The sequence below is a fragment of the Cardinium endosymbiont of Culicoides punctatus genome, from assembly GCF_004354815.1.
Taxonomy (GTDB): domain Bacteria; phylum Bacteroidota; class Bacteroidia; order Cytophagales; family Amoebophilaceae; genus Cardinium.
Map to the genome: position 1 here is coordinate 1 of NZ_QWJI01000001.1, position 17,666 is coordinate 17,666.

General features: G+C 32.7%; 12 protein-coding genes. 7 read left to right on the forward strand and 5 right to left on the reverse strand.

Annotated features, from left to right (window positions below; translation table 11 throughout):
* Positions 1-66: 66 nt before the first annotated feature.
* A complete protein-coding gene (locus CCPUN_RS00005; RefSeq protein WP_165941857.1) occupies positions 67-987 on the reverse strand; it encodes an ankyrin repeat domain-containing protein in 921 nt (306 codons plus the stop codon).
* Positions 988-1,793: 806 nt separating this feature from the next.
* On the opposite strand from CCPUN_RS00005, the gene CCPUN_RS00015 reads away from it, so the two are divergent.
* On the forward strand, positions 1,794-2,645 hold the full coding sequence (locus tag CCPUN_RS00015) for a glycogen/starch synthase (RefSeq protein ID WP_165941858.1): 852 nt from the start codon (positions 1,794-1,796) through the stop codon (positions 2,643-2,645).
* A 128-nt stretch (positions 2,646-2,773) separates the two neighbouring features.
* Entirely contained in the window at positions 2,774-6,217 is a 3,444-nt protein-coding gene (dnaE, locus tag CCPUN_RS00020; protein WP_133281544.1) for a DNA polymerase III subunit alpha, read from the forward strand.
* A 121-nt stretch (positions 6,218-6,338) separates the two neighbouring features.
* Here the strand turns inward: dnaE and CCPUN_RS00025 are convergent, their stop codons facing one another.
* The 3 genes from CCPUN_RS00025 to CCPUN_RS00035 form a co-directional block, all read right to left on the reverse strand.
* Entirely contained in the window at positions 6,339-7,265 is a 927-nt protein-coding gene (locus CCPUN_RS00025; protein ID WP_133281545.1) for an Rpn family recombination-promoting nuclease/putative transposase, read from the reverse strand.
* A 299-nt stretch (positions 7,266-7,564) separates the two neighbouring features.
* Positions 7,565-8,596, reverse strand: a complete 1,032-nt coding sequence (locus CCPUN_RS00030) for a rod shape-determining protein (RefSeq protein ID WP_133281546.1) — start codon at positions 8,594-8,596, stop codon at positions 7,565-7,567.
* 105 nt (positions 8,597-8,701) lie between these two features.
* Positions 8,702-9,463: a UDP-2,3-diacylglucosamine diphosphatase gene (locus CCPUN_RS00035; RefSeq protein WP_165941859.1), complete on the reverse strand. Its 762-nt coding sequence runs from the start codon at positions 9,461-9,463 to the stop codon at positions 8,702-8,704.
* Between the two features lie 401 nt (positions 9,464-9,864).
* On the opposite strand from CCPUN_RS00035, the gene der reads away from it, so the two are divergent.
* The 4 genes from der (at position 9,865) to dnaA (ending at position 15,163) form a co-directional block, all read left to right on the forward strand.
* The gene (gene der / locus CCPUN_RS00040) at positions 9,865-11,181 is read left to right on the forward strand and encodes a ribosome biogenesis GTPase Der (protein WP_133281548.1); all 1,317 of its coding nucleotides are present in this window, start codon (positions 9,865-9,867) and stop codon (positions 11,179-11,181) included.
* 125 nt (positions 11,182-11,306) lie between these two features.
* The gene (locus CCPUN_RS00045) at positions 11,307-12,227 is read left to right on the forward strand and encodes an MlaD family protein (protein WP_204594620.1); all 921 of its coding nucleotides are present in this window, start codon (positions 11,307-11,309) and stop codon (positions 12,225-12,227) included.
* Positions 12,228-12,318: 91 nt separating this feature from the next.
* The gene (locus tag CCPUN_RS00050; RefSeq protein WP_133281550.1) at positions 12,319-13,059 is read left to right on the forward strand and encodes a Bax inhibitor-1/YccA family protein; all 741 of its coding nucleotides are present in this window, start codon (positions 12,319-12,321) and stop codon (positions 13,057-13,059) included.
* A 703-nt stretch (positions 13,060-13,762) separates the two neighbouring features.
* Complete coding sequence (dnaA, locus tag CCPUN_RS00055) at positions 13,763-15,163, forward strand: chromosomal replication initiator protein DnaA (protein ID WP_133281551.1); 1,401 nt, start codon at positions 13,763-13,765, stop codon at positions 15,161-15,163.
* Between the two features lie 221 nt (positions 15,164-15,384).
* On the opposite strand, the gene CCPUN_RS00060 is transcribed toward dnaA, so the two are convergent.
* Positions 15,385-16,374 (reverse strand): FAD-dependent oxidoreductase, encoded by a 990-nt coding sequence (locus CCPUN_RS00060; RefSeq protein WP_133281552.1) that lies wholly within the window; start codon positions 16,372-16,374, stop codon positions 15,385-15,387.
* A 314-nt stretch (positions 16,375-16,688) separates the two neighbouring features.
* On the opposite strand from CCPUN_RS00060, the gene CCPUN_RS00065 reads away from it, so the two are divergent.
* Positions 16,689-17,639 (forward strand): ankyrin repeat domain-containing protein, encoded by a 951-nt coding sequence (locus CCPUN_RS00065; RefSeq protein ID WP_133281553.1) that lies wholly within the window; start codon positions 16,689-16,691, stop codon positions 17,637-17,639.
* Positions 17,640-17,666: the final 27 nt, after the last annotated feature.

Genomic DNA, 17,666 nt, shown 5'->3' on the forward strand with positions numbered 1-17,666 from the left:
AGTTGCGTAGTAACTTTCATCGTTGAGTACAATAATTTGAAGTTAGTAACTATAACTACAAAAATATCAATTATTCAATACTTTGCGAAAGTCCTGTGCTGTTCTATTTGCGCCTTGAGCTAGTAACATTTCAACGATTTTTTTATTGCCTTTACGAGATGCATAATGCAGAGGCGTGAAGTTATATACTGGATCTACTTCATCATAGTTTAATGATTGACCGCTATCCATCAAGTCACGAATAACACCGGTATATCCATCCTTAGCAGCCCAATGCAATGGACTTAAGCCTTCATAATCTTTTTCGCCACAACGACCAAGATGTATTAAGAGTATTTCTAAGATGGATTTATCTATATCTATATCCATCAAATTATAATATAATTTATAATTATGTGTTCCACAGAATCTAATATGAGCTCCAGCCTTAAGCAACAATGTAACAAGTGCTTTATTATTCACGTCAATAGCTGCATCAAGCGGATAATATCCATTTTCATCCGGAATATTTGGATTGGCTCCAGCCTCAAGCAGTAACCGAGTTATTTCTGGATTATTATTTTCAATAGCAGTGAGTAGTGCTTCAGCATTTTTATTTAAATCAGCTCCAGCATCTAATAATGATTCTACTAGGTTTAAATCATTATTTTTAATAGCCTCGCATAATTCATCTGTAAGGCAACCATTTGGCCTATTCTTTTTTTGTAGAGATATTTCATTTGAATATGATTTATTAGTAGCATTAAAAGATGTATTATCTAAATATGATTCATTAGATATATTACCTTCTGATAAATTTAATGGTAAGCAACTATGCTGCTTGCATCCTTTGTCATAACTAGGCTTGATTTTGCCAGCTAGAATGTCACTAGAATCATTTTTATTAGCTAGAATGTTACCAGTTGTTTTTCCTTTACCAGAATCATTTCCACAATTAGATCCAAGGCATAAAATGCCTATAAGGGATATATATTTTGTATTAATCATAAACATAAATTGTTTTTTTGATGTATAGTATACTATTGCTGCGATAATCTTTTCGAAGATCTATTTCACCAGATAATACTATTTGATAGTGAATTAAAAAATATATGATGCCTAGATAGGCTAAGTAGCTTTCTTACGTTTATATTGAAAATAAGTGCTGTAATTTTGTTTTTTATGCATATTATTCTTAATATTTACATTATTCTTGTATGTGTGCAAATTTCTTGCAACGTATTTGTTTAAACATAATTGATTGTTTTTTTTAGTAAGTATAAATAAATATGTTCGATATCAATTAATTATATCATCACATATTTATTTAAGCCTTTAACTTTAAGCCATCACCTTGTGAAAATAGAATTACATAGGAGAGAATGTGTAACAATGAGGTATTCATGCCTAAAGCATCCTTTTTTTAAACAGGAGTTATTTAGGGGAGATTACTTTACAATGAAGACATTCGTTTCCTATGGAATTCTTAACGCTCATATTGAATTATAGTAATTATAAAATTATTATGCAAGTAATGGCTAAATTTTTGGTGGTAGTTTAAATAAATATATGATGCTAAGTTGCCCAAGCATTTCCTTTATTAATACTAGCAATTACTATCATTAATTGCATTTGTGTGATTTTTTAATTGTTTTGAAAAGCAACAAGTTTTTCGAACCAAACGACTGATCCTATGACGAAATAGACAATTAACCCCTTCAGTCATTCTTGTAATATACTCTTTTAAAACTCATATTTTTTTCATATCTTTGGAATGTGCCTTGTTTTGTATTCAAGGCATTATGTTTTATACAATGCTCAAAAGTATCTTTGATATTATGCCTCTACAAAGGATACTATACATTGCAAGTGAAATATCTCCTTTTTTGGAAAATTCTATTGTATCAAGTTGTGTACGTAATTTGCTTGAAGCGATGCAAAACAAGCAAATTGATGTGCGTGTTATGGTACCTAAATTTGGAACTATTCATAACCGAGTAAATCGATTACATGAAGTACTGCGGCTATCAGGCTCTATTGTCTCTATAGATGATATAGGCCATACTATTTCTGTAAAAGTAAGTAGTATACCTAATACGCGTTTACAAGTCTATTTCATAGATAACGAAAGTCTATTTAGTGGAAGAAGATCCGTTTTCAACGATAATAACAATATCTTTTTTGAAGACAATGACATACGTATGATTTTTTTCTGCATGGGTGTTATGGGAACACTTAAAAAGTTAGAATGGGAAGCAGATATTGTACATTGTCATGACTGGATTACAAGCCTAATACCTCTTTTTTGGAAGAAGTTGTACAGTAACAATATCCTCTTTGAAAAGGCTAAAATTATTACTACCATTTATAATAATACTTTTTCACAGCATTTCCCTCTTTTAGCAGCAAAAATTATTAAATTAGGCATTTCAGATAAAGATGCTACATTACTATCTTCTGGAAGTCTCTATGATATACTTAAGGTTGCTATTCAGTATTCTGATGTTGTATTACGTGGCGAAGTGCTTGATTTAGAGCTATTTAATGCGGTCTCTGATTTAAAAACGCCTGATTTAATCAATAATGATGATGCATATAATGATGCCCATCATAAAATATATGAAAATATGTTTCAGGCTGGTAATGCAAAAACGCATTTAGCTTGAACCTCCATGTATACGACAATTATAAGGCATGATATCTATTGTAGATAATAGAAATTATCTGTTCTTTTTAGCGAAAAATTTGTTTTCCAAAACAACAACAGCGATAAACCCTATCCAGCAACGCAACCATGCACAATTTTTGCCATTTACATTGTCATACAGAATATTCTTTACTGGATGGTGCTGCTAAGGTACAGCAATTAATAGCTGCTAATAAACAGTTGGGCATGAATATGTTAGCTATAACAGATCATGGCAACATGTTTGGAGTTCCTCATTTTGTAGCTGCTGCAGCAAAGGAAGGTGTAAAACCTATAATCGGGTGTGAATTCTATATGGCACCCAATATGCACGATCATAAAGATAAAACACGCTATCATCAATTACTACTGGCAAAAAATGCTGTAGGCTACCAGAATATTAGTAAGCTCTGCTCCCTAGGGTTTTTAGAAGGATATTATTATAAGCCAAGAATCGATAAGACTTTACTACGAAAACATAAAGAAGGATTAATAGCTACCACCTGTTGCCTAGGTGCAGAGATTCCTAGAACAATTATCCGACATGGTGAAACCATAGCAGAAAAGCTCTTTCTAGAATGGTTAGAACTGTTTGGAGACGATTATTATATCGAAATTCAAAGACATGGTATTGAAGAACAAGATATTTGTAATGCAGTGCTACTCCATTGGGCTAAAAAATACAATGTAAAAATTATTGCTACCAATGACGTGCATTATGTTACACAACAAGATAGCCTGGCCCAAGATGTTTTACTATGCCTACAGACTGGAAAAGATTATAATGATCCCAATCGGATGCGGTTTAGTAATAACCAATTCTTTTTAAAGTCTCCAGAGGAGATGGCACTACTTTTTGCAGATATACCAGATGCACTCACGAATACAATAGGATTAGCAGAAAAAGTAGAAACACCCTCCTTAACTAGAGATGTACTTTTACCTATTTTTAAATTACCAGATGGTTTTACAGATGCAAATGCCTATTTACGACATTTAGCTTTTTCTGGAGCTATTGCTAAATTCGGCACTATTTCTGCAGAAATAGAAAGCCGACTAAATTATGAATTAGTAGTAATTACCCAAACAGGTTTTGCTGGTTATTTTCTTATTGTCCAAGATTTTATTGATGCAGCTGCAAAATTGAATGTTATAGTAGGTCCTGGAAGGGGATCTGTAGCAGGCTCTTTAGTGGCTTTTTGCATAGGCATTACAAAAGTAGATCCTATACGGTATCAACTACTTTTTGAACGTTTCTTAAACCCAGAACGGGTGTCCATGCCTGACATAGACATTGATTTTGATGATGAAGGGAGAAAAAAAGTAATTGATTATGTGGTAAAAAAATATGGAAAAAATCAAGTAGCTTCTATTATTACTTTTGGTAGCATGGCTGCTAAATCTTCTATCCGTGATGTAGCACGTGTGTTGGGTATCCCGTTAGCAAGAGCCAATTATATAGCAAAACTTATTCCAGATAAAATAGGTATTACATTAGCAGAAGCCTTTGAGGAGGTACCCGAGCTTGCTGAAATAAAAAGAGCTATCGATACAGTAGAAGGGAAAACACTCGCTTTAGCTGAGACACTAGAAGGTGCTGTACGTCATACTGGAATTCATGCAGCAGGAATTATTATTGCCCCCAACGATTTATTGGATTATATTCCTGTTAAAACAGATAAAAACTCTGACCTTTTAGTGACCCAATATGATGGTTCTGTATTGGAAGACATGGGTATGCTCAAAATGGATTTTTTGGGTTTAAAAACCCTGAGCATCATCAAAGAGACCATACACTTAGTGTATCAGAATTGGGATATTGTTATAGATATAGATAAGATTCCTTTAGATGATCCTGCTACATTTTATCTCTATCAAACGGGCAATACAAAAGGAACCTTTCAGTTTGAGTCAGAAGGTATGCGGCAATGGTTGATTAAGCTACAACCCAATACTATGGAAGAACTTATTGCGATGAATGCGCTTTATAGGCCAGGTCCGATGCAATTTATTCCTAACTTTATTGCCCGAAAACATGGTGTAGAGTCTATTGAGTATCCCCATCCACTCTTAGAATCCATATTAAAGCCCACCTATGGCATTATGGTTTATCAAGAACAAATCATACAAACAGCACAAGAAATGGCTGGTTATACGCTAGGTGGAGCTGATTTACTACGCAGAGCTATGGGTAAAAAAAAGGCAGAAGAGATGGCTATGCAACGGGGTATTTTTGTAGCAGGAGCAGCTAAAAAACATGATATTTCTAAAGAAAAAGCATTAGCTATTTTTGATATAATGGAAAAGTTTGCGCAATATGGATTTAATCGTTCTCATGCAGCAGCCTATTCTTTAATCGCTTACCAAACTGCCTATTTAAAAGCCAATTACCCTACAGAATATATGGCTGCTGTATTAACAAATAACCATGGAGATATTGATAAAATTTCTTTCTTTATGGAAGAGAGTCGTCAGCAAGGACTCGCTATATTAGGGCCTGATATAAATGAAAGCCAGGTGAATTTTAGTGCAAATACAGATAAAGAAATCCGGTTTGGGCTAAGTGCTATTAAAGGAGCTGGTGATGCTGCAGTTACGACTATTATAGAGGCTAGAAAACAAAAAGGTCGTTTTAATGACATTTTTGATTTTGTAGAATCTATACCATTAAAAATGGTAAACAAGAAAACTATGGAATGCCTTGCGCTCTCTGGTGCATTTGATGTTTTTAAAGACATACATAGAAAACAATATGTCTATGAAGAGCCTAGAAATGGAGGAAGCTTTATAGAAAAAGTTATAAACTATGGGCATCAAATTAAAAAAGAACGTGCAGAAGCAGTTCAGTCTCTCTTTGGTTCCAGTTCATATAGCCAAATTAAAAAGCCAGAACCAGCTGAGTGCATTCCTTATACATTATTGGAACAGTTATGTATTGAAAAAGAGCTGGTTGGGTTTTATATTTCTGGACATCCGTTAGATTCTTTTAAAAAGGATATTGAAAGTTTCTGTAATGTACATACGCAAAATATATTGTCCTCTAGCCGTAGAGAAGCAACCATAGCAGGTATGCTCACAGAGTGTATCATAAAACAAAATAGCAAAGGGAATTATTTTGCATTATTAACACTAGATGATTATCATGGATCTCTAAAGTTTTCTCTTTTTGGGGAAGACTTTTTAAAACATAAACATTTATTAGAAACAGGAAAGCTACTGTTTTTAACAGGAAATGTTGGAATGCGTTATAACAATAAAGAGATACTTGAATTTAGACCACAAATGATTAACCTACTGGAAGGTATACGAGAAAAAATGGCTAAAGGAATTCATCTAAAGTTGGAGCAACGTAATATAAACGAGCCATTAGTAAACGAATTAGAAACTTGTATAAAACAGTATCCAGGTAGGGCTTTTGTAAAAATATCCATCATAGACGATGAAGCGCAAATATCCATTCCCACATTTTCTAAACAATACCGTGTACAGTTACATAATGAATTATTTACATCACTGAACAAGCTTCATCTTGAGTTTGTATTATATACTTGATGGGTAAGATTTCGAGTCGAGTCTTTCGAAACTAACCTGTAACCTTATGTTTCCGACATTCTGCGTTAAGGATTGAGATTTTTTAGTTGAAATGTCAGATTAAAATCCTTGTAAAACACAATCAGATTGCCCCTTTTAAGTTGTTTTCTTTAACAATAGATATAATTTCCTCTTTAGAAAGTGTAGTAATATCTGCTATGGTATCTATATCTATATTTAATTGTAGCATCTTTAAGGCAGTAGTATAACGTTCTTCTATTTTACCTTCTATTTTCCCTTTTTCTAAACCAATCTTTTCTCCTTCTTCCTTACCTTTTGCTTCTGCAGAGACTAAATAATCATGTTCTTTCATTACAGCATGCATATAAGCGTTATATCTTTCCAGTTCTTCATCTGACATCTTTAATACATTAAGACGCTCTGCTACTTTTTGCATATAAGGTGATTTAAAGTCTTCTTCTACTTTAGAATGCTTCATTACATATAGCCATTCATCCAGTTCCTGTTTTATAACATCATCAAAAAGGGGTATAGATATCACAAAGTATTCAGGGAAAATATTATAGGCATCAAAAGTGCACATGCCTCTGTCCATGAAATGCATGTCTATGGGATGATCCTTGTCTATTTCATGAAATACTACTTTACCATGATGAAGCGGGGATTTAATGTCTTTAAATGAAAAGTATAATAGATTGATATGAAACACCTTCTTTATTTCTAAGAATTTTTGATTGGATCCAAGATGATCCACAATAAGATGGGAGGTATTAAAACAAGCCTTATGTAAAAATGATTTGGTATAGGAACGATCAATTTCTATGATATAATTGTTACCTTGTTCATCTTCTACGATAGCATCTGCAATACTGCGTTTTAACAATTTGCTTTCTCTATTACTTTCACTTTCTAGTAAGGATTTAATTTTAACTGGCTTATATCCCTGAGAACCAATAATAGCTGAAATAAATCCTTCTACTATATCGTAGTCATTTTTATCTTTTAGAAGATACTTGATAGCGTAATCAAAACTTATAATATCTTTCATAAGCATTATCTATTATGTATGGTTATACTAAGATTGCATGTTTTTTATTATAAAGCAAAATTAGTCTATTTTTAACTAAAAATGAATTAAGTTATTAGAGCTTTTTTATGCTCTATAAGATATCATTTATATGTCTAAATAGACGTAGGCTTTACAAGGTTAATAGGAGCAAGTATGATAATATGTCTTCTAATATTTTCTATATAATACTCACTTCCAAAACAAAAATATAAAAACTGATTTGGGCAATTTAGTATCATATAATTTAATCATCTCCTAATTTTATTAGCAGCTTACTCCTAAACCATTAGCACACCACGGTAAGCTTCAATATTTTTTAGTGCAACCGCAGTCCCACGTACAACAGCTTGTAATGGTTCTCCTGCAACATAAACAGGGAGTTTGGTTATATGATGTAGTCGTTTATCTAAACCACGTAATAAAGCCCCTCCACCTGTTAGATGGATGCCATTTTTATATATATCAGACGCTAATTCAGGCGGAGCCATTTCTAATGCTTTAAGTACTGCATTATCGATTTTTACAGCGGACTCTTCCAATGCACCGGCTATCTCTCTGTAATTAATAGATATAATTTTTGGAATGCCTGTCATAAGATCTTTTCCATGCACTTCATAGTCAGCTGGTGGTTCTGGTAAATCTGGCCAAACTGCTCCTATAGCTATTTTAATTTGTTCAGCCGTACGTTCACCGATAAGCAAGTTATGTTGCTTGCGCATGTAATCTAATATATCATTATTAAAAGCATTGCCTGCTATTTTTATAGATTGGTCACATGCAATACCGGCTAGAGCTATAACAGCTATTTCAGTGGTTCCACCTCCAATGTCAACGATCATACAACCAATAGGATCTGCAATATTCACTCCTATGCCTATAGCAGCAGCAATCGGTTCATAGATCATAAAAACCTCTCTAGCACCTGTATGAGCAGCGGAATCTCTAACTGCTCTTTTTTCAACATCGGTTGTTCCAGATGGGATGCAAACTACGATTTTGTTAAAGAATGGGGAAACAAAATTTATCTTTTGCTTGTTGAGCATCCTTATCATACCTTGAATCATCAACTCTGCTGCATGGAAATCTGCAATCACACCATCCTTAAGTGGCCTAATGGTTTTGATATTATCATGCGTTTTCTCATGCATTTGCATAGCAGCTTTGCCTACTGCAATCATCTTATTGGTATTTCTATCTATTGCAATAATAGATGGTTCATCTATAACAATTTTATCATTAAGTATGATTAAGGTATTGGCCGTTCCTAAATCGACGGCAATGTCTTTATAAAAGTAACTAATTAAGCCCATATACTATATACTATATATCAAACAGATTGGTGAATGGAGTAATGATAAAAAATATTTACAATAACAATTTTAAGAAAATAAAAGCGATACACTTAATCGGTTATTTTAAAATTTGCACAATGAGATTTTGAATCCATCAAAACAGCCATATGTATAGTTTGAGATCCAATCTCCAGTATTGCAGTAACTGCTTGCCTCATTGATCTGCTCTATAAATGGAGCATGTGTATGGCCAAATATATAAAAATCATGATGCATAATGGGTTCTATGTTATCTCTACAATATCGAAATATACGGTCATTTTCTATGAAAAACGAATTATCCTTTATAGTATATGTTTTTTTTTTCAAAAAAAAGCACATTGCACCATAGAGCCAATCAGCAGGTATGGCTCTTACAATTGGGAGCAATAAACTATTATTGTATAACTTACGTATCATTTTATACCTGCTGCTAACCCCAATAGTATCGCCATGTCCTATAAAAAACGATTGATTAGAAATCATAATAGATTGGGGATGGTGTAATATTTGGACACCACATGTTTGCGTTAAATAATCTATAGACCAACAATCTCTATTACCAACAAAAAAGTATACAAAAATGTCTTCTTTATAAAATTCTAAAAGCTTTGCTTGGAATTTTAAGCATCCTCTTGGAATAAGGTATTTATACTCAAACCAAAAATTAAAAACGTCTCCTAATAAAAATAATGCCTGCGCCTGTGGTTTGATATAATCAAGCCAATTTACTATTTTATCCTCTTGATATGTAGCAATGCTACTGCCACTTGCTTGGATAGGTAAATGTAAGTCCGATATAAAAAAAACTTTTTTATTATCTTGGAGTTGTTCTATCTGTAGCAAAGTTGATTCAATTTTAAGGTATTGGTTTACGTATTTGATTGCCCACTACTTTGGGCATTTTAATCTTCTTCAGTTCAGCACAATTTTAATTTCGATATTTTTTTGTATGGATCAAAAAAAATGTTCAAAATAATTAAGAACTAAAGAAAAATATTTGTTTAAGTAAATGGGCTTCCACATCAATTATATCCCCAGTATGCCCTCAATTTCGGTGCTTTTTAGCAAAAAATTTTGTTTTTCTGGTTAAAGAATTTTATATTTCCCTGTTCATGTATTAACTTCTACAAGTTTACTTCGCTACTGTTTTTGCATAAGTGATTGATCTTAGGATTACTTGTTGTTTATTCCATGATGTTTTTCGATACTAGTGATAGGATGCTAATTCTTTATAAATTTAATTTATGGCAAATGTTGTTGCAATTGTAGGTAGGTCTAATGTTGGAAAATCTACGTTATTTAATAGATTGATTGAAGAGCGCAAAGCCATCATGGATGGATCTATCAATACTACGCGTGATCGCCATTATGGCTATGCTCAATGGAGTAACAGGTATTTTACTGTTATTGATACTGGGGGATATATTCATGGCACAAATGACATTTTTGAAGAAGGTATTCGTGAGCAAATTCAGCTTGCCCTTAATGAAGCTAATGTGGTTCTCTTTATGGTAGATTGCAAAGATGGTCTAACAGATTTAGATAAAGAGTTTGCCAATGTATTGCGAAAGGTTAATAAGCCTATTTTGTTAGTAGCTAATAAGTCTGAAAGTTTAACAACAACTATGGTTGCACCTAGCTTTTATGCTTTAGGTATTGGTGACCCATTCCCAATAGCAGCCATAAATGGATCTGGAACAGGTGAGCTTTTAGATGCTTTATTGCCTTATTTAAAAGAAGAAATAGCTACAGAGCACATACAGCAATCGCCTGAAGTTCCGAGAATAACCATTTTAGGACGTCCAAATGTAGGGAAATCATCTTTTTTGAATACATTATTAGATGAAAAAAGAAGCATGGTGAGTTCTGTAGCGGGAACCACTAGAGATGCAGTAGACATAGCATATAATCGATACAATAAAAAGTTTATTCTTACCGATACAGCTGGAATTCGTAAAAAATCAAAAGTACAGGATGCCATCGAGTTTTATTCTGTATTGCGTGCAGTAAAGGCCATGCAAGATGCAGATATTTGTTTGATTATGATAGATGCCCAATATGGGATAGAAGCACAAGATATTTCTTTAATTTCACTAGCACAACGCTATAAAAAAGGAATGGTTTTAATTGTTAATAAGTGGGATTTGATCGATAAAGATACAATGACTGCCAATAATTACAGAAAACATTTACTACGTAAGCTAGCACCACTTGACTACCTGCCAATTATGTTTGTTTCTACCTTAAAAAAGCAAAGAATTTATCAAACAATAGAAAAGTCGATAGCTGTTTATCAGAATAAAATAAAAAAAATTTCTACTTCTGATTTGAATAAAATCATGCTGCCTATTGTTGCAAACACGCATCCCCCTGCAGTTAAAGGCAAACATATTAAGATTAAGTATTGTACCCAAGTTACTGGTAATGCACCTACATTTGCCTTTTTTTGTAACCATCCACAATACATCCAACCCAATTACAAAAGTTATTTAGAAAATCAGTTAAGAATCCACTTTGGGTTTGAAGGAGTGCCTATCCAGGTGGTTTTTAAGAAAAAGTAGTATATTGCTACAAATAATTTGCAAAATTGGTTGCAAAAAACTGTACTGCTACTTAATTGTAAATGAATGATTTGAAATAGTGTGTTATAGGTTAAATATTTCATCAATAATATAGTATGTTGAATATGCAGATAAATAAGAGCTATAAGATAGGATTCCTAACCATATGTTGTATGGTTATTTTTTATTATGGCCTTTGGTTTTTAAAGGGACGCAATGTGTTTTCCAAATACAATGCATATCAAGTTTCCTATCCTGTAAATAGGAATTTACCGGTTTCTGCTCCAGTAAAACTCAAGGGCCATGTTGTGGGAATGATTACCAAAATAGAAATTCTCCCGAATGCTAATTACAGTACCCTTGTTACCATTGAAGTAGACAAACAGTTCTCTTTGACAGATAAGTCTAAAGTAATGCTTAATAGTGCTGGTGTAATGGAAGGGAATATTTTAGAAATTGAGTTGTATGATGGTAGGCCCCTAACAAGAAAGGATATTATTGTCGGAGAACTACATCCTGATTTTAGTGATAGTGTCGATCTAAAAGCAATGACGACACAGATTTCTATTATTACGAACAATCTCATAAAAACTTCTGAGAGTGTTAACATAATTTTAGAAACTATTCATAAAACAACGCATTCTCTAGCTAATACGATTAATGTGCTTGAAAATGATCTAACCATCATTACAAAAAACGTTATTCATATTTCTACTCCATTAGCTGACTCCTCAAAAGGTATTCCTAGCCTACTTCCTCCTATGCATAGGATTCTTTCTGAAATTGAAGCTATGCCTATTAAAGATGTGTCTTGTAGAATGGTGCGCGTACTGAGTGATATGGAAAACTTATTGAGAGACATTTCTCACAATAATGGAACTTTGGGGTTATTAATGCATGATCAGGAACTCTATAAAAACCTTAATTCCAGTGCAAAGAACTTAAACACACTGTTATTTGATCTTAGAAAAAACCCATCGCGTTATATGCATTTCTCTCTATTTGGTGCTCATAAGAATAAGCCAAAGAATTTAGAAAAACATTAAAAGATATATGGTGTTGCACAGCAACATATTATTTCTTACCTTCAATGGAGTACATCTTCTAAAATATTAATAAATTAAAAATAGAAAAATCATGAACGATTACGTAAAAGCTTATGGAGCTTCTCGAAAAGTTATCGATAATGGACTTCAACAATATATGGTAAAAGTATATGCTTATGTGGCCTGTTCGCTTTTAATAGCCGCGATAGCTGCTGCTGTTACTTTGGTTTTTTCACCACTGAAGAGCTTACTTTTTACATTTGATATTTTTGGCAATGCTATAGGGCTTACAATGCTTGGCTATATAGTGCTTTTTGCCCCTTTAATTATTTCAGGATATCTGGGAAGGAATTTTTATAGTAGTTCTATAGCAAATTCGAGAATACTTTTAGCTGTTCATGCTGCATTAACGGGAATCTCTCTCTCTTCATTAGCTTTTGTTTATACTATTGATTCTATTCACAAAACTTTTCTCATTACAGCTATTACCTTTGGAACTATGAGTATATATGGATATACAACCAATCGTGACTTAAGTTCTATTGGATCCTTTTGTAGGATGGGGCTTTGGGGCCTCATTTTAAGCTCTTTGATAAATATTTTTTTTGGTAGTGAAGTGATTGATTTTGTAATTAGTTTCGTGGGCGTTATTATATTTATTGGATTTGTTGCATATGATACTCAGAAATTAAAAGCCCTATATTATCAATTTCAAGGATCAAATGTATCTGAAAAAATTGCAGTTATGGGCGCCTTTTCGCTCTATCTTAACTTCTTGAACCTTTTCCTTTTCCTTTTGCGATTTCTAGGACAGACAAGAAGAAGAGACTAAGCGTAGAGAGGAGGTATCTAAAAAATACTAGAATTTGATTCAATGCTTTCATAAAATGATTTTGCTCATGTGCAACTTATATTTATTTTTAGCTATAAAAGAATTAAATCTGAATGTCAAAAGAGGATTATAGATAATAGTTTTAAAATAAATATGCCATACAGTAGCTCGTAGCTTATGGATATTTTTATTTAAAAAAATTGTTATGCAACATAAAACAAACTAAATAAGATAATTCTTTATGTTTTGTATGTATCAGCGATCTAATAGTAGACAATAAAACCCCAGGTGTTTTTAATAGGAAGTCGTGGTTTTTATTAGACAATCAGGTATATACTTCGTATATTGTCCTCCTTTTGGGAAGGAACCAGATAGAATAGATGAGAATGTTTTCATCGATATAATCGAAACCATTCTTCAGTTATACTAATTATTAGGTTAGGTATTTAACCTTATAAAAAGCTATAGTTTTAAATAAATAGAGAAAAACGTCATGAAAAGCGTTTTGCTTGTCTTTTTGATCAAGAAGTGATCTGATTTTTGGGAAAAAGTTACTCCTTACAATAGCATAACTTCATAAATAGTAGCTTCAAGCGTTTAGGATTACAGGGTATAAATGGTGTATAAAGGTATGGACAAAATGCTCAATTCTTTTCTATAGAAATAAATTTTTCGATAAAATCGAGTCAAAAAGTGATCATTCATGCATAATAAGAGTAAGATTGTTTGGGATAAATGTCTTCTGTATATTCGAGGCCAAATAAGCGAGCAAACCTATAAAACTTGGTTTGCGCCTATCTTAGCCAAAGATTTTAAAGATAGCGTGTTAACCATTCAAGTTCCTAGTCAATTTTTTTATGAGTGGCTTGAAGAACATTACTTTTCTTTACTTAAGCAAGCAGTTCAGCAAGAAATAGGCCCTAATGGAAGATTAGAATACGCTGTTGTAATCGATCAAGGAAACAAAAAACAGAAGCCATTAACCATAAATTTACCTACTTATCCAGGACCAGCTTTCAGCGGAGCCATACCTGCTGAAAAAACATCTAACTATGGGAATAATTTTTTTCCCCTAAACCCAAATTATTTGTTTGATAACTTAGTGGAAGGTAGTTGCAATCAGCTAGCAAAATCTGCTGCACAAGCTGTTGCTAGTAATCCAGGAGGTACTGCTTTTAATCCACTTATGCTTTATGGAGGGGTAGGTTTAGGAAAAACACATATATCACAAGCTATTGGTAATGCTGTTAGAGTTGCCTCCCCAAATAAAAGGATAATATATATTTCTTCTGAAAAGTTTACTACACAATTTATAGAGGCATTGCGTAACAATAATGTTAAGTCTTTTACAGAACAGTATTTAGCTACAGATCTACTTTTTTTAGATGACATACAGTTTTTATCTGGTAAAGAAAAAACACAAGAAATATTTTTCCATATTTTTAATCACTTGCATCAATTTAAAAAGCAAATCGTAATTACAAGCGACTGTGCTCCTCGTGACTTAAAAGGACTTCAAGAGCGTTTGTTATCACGATTTAAGTGGGGCTTAACAGCAGATTTACAACGTCCTGATTTTGAAACTCGGATTGCTATTATACATAGTAAAATTGCCGCTGATGGGATAAACTTTCCTGAAAATCTGATTGAATATATTGCTAAACATGTTGACACAAATGTTCGGGAACTAGAAGGGGTGCTTATTTCCATTATAGCACACGCCTCATTGGCTAAGAAAGATATCAATATAGAACTTGCTAAGCAGGTTTTAAAGCATATTGTACAACATCATGCTACTACTAAAACTACTATTGAATTGCTGCAACAACAAGTTGCTGCTCATTTTAATATTTCATTAGACAATTTAAAAGGGAAATCACGTAAAAAAGAGATAGTAGGAGCTCGACAGATTGGCATGCATCTTGCCAAAAAATATACGGCTCATTCTTTAAAATCTATAGGTGAATATTTTGGGGGAAGAGATCATACAACTGTTATGCATGCCATACAGGTTGTAGATGGTCAATTAAGTAAGGATTCCCATTATGTTATGGCATATAGGTCTATTGAAAATCAAATTAAAACACATGCATCTTTCTATTAGATCTGTACAGATCTAATAGAAAACAGTGCTAATATCTCTTAGTAGGCATTTTTTGAACCAAAATAGCTAAGACATCCTCTTTTTATGCGTTTGCTTTGAAGTTTTGTATTTGGTTTCTAATGTATTAAAACGTTGTTTAAAGTGGTTGATATTGTGCTTTAAAGAAATATGAGGAACAGTTTCTGAAGAAGTTATGTCAATAATGTTGATAATACACAAAATTAATAAATACCTAACTCATTTGGAATGAGTTCAGGTTTTTGATGTAGTACAGCACGTGCTAACATAGCACCAAGATACCCATGATACATTAATCCACGTGAACCGAGTGCTGTAAAACACCATATTTTATGATCTAATTGCCCAATCATTGGATAGAGTATACCTGAACTACGATGTACCCGTATACCTGATTTATAACCAAGTATTTTAGTATTTGTTCTAAACCACACGTTGGTTTTACTCAAAATAAGGTTGGTAGCCTCTTCTAGCGAAATTTCTTCTAAATTTTCTCTAGAAGTTGAGCCTATATAACATAGGTTAGGATCTGCACTTAAACTAAAATAACCGTTACCAATAATGCCATACTTAAGTTGTTTTTCACATAATAATACTTCACCCCTTTTTAAAACTAATTTTAGGTTAGGATATAGTTTAGGAAGTTCAGCACCACAGCAAAAAATTACTATATCAAAGTATGCATAGTCCTCTGGACCGAAATCTTTTGATACGAGTTCAGCTCCATTGCGTTGACACAAAAGCCAAAGCCCTTGTAGATAAATATCTGAATACACACTAAAACCTTCAGAAATAAAAATAGATGGTTTAGCAATGCCAATGCGTGATGCTGTATATTTTTCTTCCCACCAGAACACACTAGGGTCATTTTGACATATTTTTTTAAATGTTTGAATTTCTTTTTGGTGCATAATGCAGCGTACCACTCCATTAGCTATATATGTGTCTTTTCCAATAGCTTGAGCAGCTAGCTTGAGTAGTTTTTTAGCAAATTGAATGCCTTCATATTCTTTCCAATGTGGTTGTTCAAGGTTCCCAACATAACCATGTAATAATCCAGCAGCAGCTCCTGATGCACCTGCTCCTATTCTATTTTTTTCGAACAATTTTATCTGAAGGCTACGATCTTTTTCTAGAAGATGATAGCTTGTAGCTAATCCAGCGAAGCCCCCACCTACTATAGCTATACGCATTTGGATTATGTTTCAAGTGTCATGATAGCCTAATTATAAATGATTCGTAAAAATTATTGTAATAGGTAAGTATAACAAAAAATAATTTAATTCTCCAGGAAAATAAAAAGTTTGGTAGTGGTTTTAGTGTGCCAAGAACACAGATGAGATAAGAATCTCCTCTACGGTTCTGTGAGTCACCCAAGTGAAGTTCTGATTTGGCTTACTTATGACACTTTTAGGTTTGTTTTTCGTAAAAAAATGATATTTTTGTATTTAAAAATGGACAATCAAAAGCGTCAAAACTGAAAAATTGTATTCTCGATTCTACATTTATGACAACAAGGAGTTTTTTATATAACATTATTGCGGTTGTGTTATATGCATGTACTGTTAGTTGTAATCAATCAAGTACTCTTTCAGTTAAGCTAAAAAAACCGATAATTAAACAAAAAGAACGGATAGTTAATCTAAAAAAACAGAATGAACATAAAATCATCATAGTTAAAAAGACAAAAACAGACTCTTTTCCATTATTATCTATACTAGATAGAATAAAAAAACATGATTATAAAACATTAGCAGATAGCATAGTATTATCACATAAATCAAAAAATGGCAATTATGATCATAATGATATTATACGATTGTTAAAACAGATGCTTGCAACAGACCATTATTTAGTAGTACTGCAATTAATTATTGACTATAAATCAAATTACACATCTAATGGTCATTGTAATAATATTGAAAAAGACGATTCGGTAGTACTTAAAGAAATAAGAGAAGTAATTAAATATCTGAAATCATATAAGATATCTAGTGACAATTTTAAAGAGATTTATTTACAAGATCTTTACATTATTTATTCAAAAATAGTTAAGGAAATATTATCACATAAAGATATTAATCCGAATATAAGAATAAATAATGAACAAGATACGCTTCTGCATATGGCAGTAAAACAAGGGAAAAAAGACACAGTTGAAATATTGTTGTCTATTGAATCAATTAATACAGATTTGACTGATAAACAAAGAAATACCCCTCTTCATATAGCAGCTGGTAAAGATAATATAGAAATCATTCGAATATTATTAAAAGCAGGAGCAAAGCAAGTTATTTATAATAACAAGGGAGAGTTAGCAATAGATATGTGCACTCCATCTTTGGAATTTGAAAATTTGTTTAGTTCTACCAAAAAGCAGGAAGTAACTCACCAGTTATATCAAGCAAATTTACTAAAATTTCTTAATATTCAGCCAATATTTCAATTCAAAAGATAGAGATGTTCGTGAAGCACGAGTAGAACT

What these genes read in the sequence shown, in the direction of transcription:
- CCPUN_RS00015 (WP_165941858.1), top strand. Translation starts at nt 1,794, where the DNA reads ATGCTCAAAAGTATCTTTGATATTATGCCTCTACAAAGGATACTATAC.
- CCPUN_RS00025 (WP_133281545.1), bottom strand. Translation starts at nt 7,265, where the DNA reads ATGAAAGATATTATAAGTTTTGATTACGCTATCAAGTATCTTCTAAAA.
- CCPUN_RS00060 (WP_133281552.1), bottom strand. Translation starts at nt 16,374, where the DNA reads ATGCGTATAGCTATAGTAGGTGGGGGCTTCGCTGGATTAGCTACAAGC.
- der (WP_133281548.1), top strand. Translation starts at nt 9,865, where the DNA reads ATGGCAAATGTTGTTGCAATTGTAGGTAGGTCTAATGTTGGAAAATCT.
- CCPUN_RS00005 (WP_165941857.1), bottom strand. Translation starts at nt 987, where the DNA reads ATGATTAATACAAAATATATATCCCTTATAGGCATTTTATGCCTTGGA.
- CCPUN_RS00065 (WP_133281553.1), top strand. Translation starts at nt 16,689, where the DNA reads ATGACAACAAGGAGTTTTTTATATAACATTATTGCGGTTGTGTTATAT.
- dnaA (WP_133281551.1), top strand. Translation starts at nt 13,763, where the DNA reads ATGCATAATAAGAGTAAGATTGTTTGGGATAAATGTCTTCTGTATATT.
- CCPUN_RS00045 (WP_204594620.1), top strand. Translation starts at nt 11,307, where the DNA reads ATGCAGATAAATAAGAGCTATAAGATAGGATTCCTAACCATATGTTGT.
- CCPUN_RS00050 (WP_133281550.1), top strand. Translation starts at nt 12,319, where the DNA reads ATGAACGATTACGTAAAAGCTTATGGAGCTTCTCGAAAAGTTATCGAT.
- CCPUN_RS00030 (WP_133281546.1), bottom strand. Translation starts at nt 8,596, where the DNA reads ATGGGCTTAATTAGTTACTTTTATAAAGACATTGCCGTCGATTTAGGA.
- dnaE (WP_133281544.1), top strand. Translation starts at nt 2,774, where the DNA reads ATGCACAATTTTTGCCATTTACATTGTCATACAGAATATTCTTTACTG.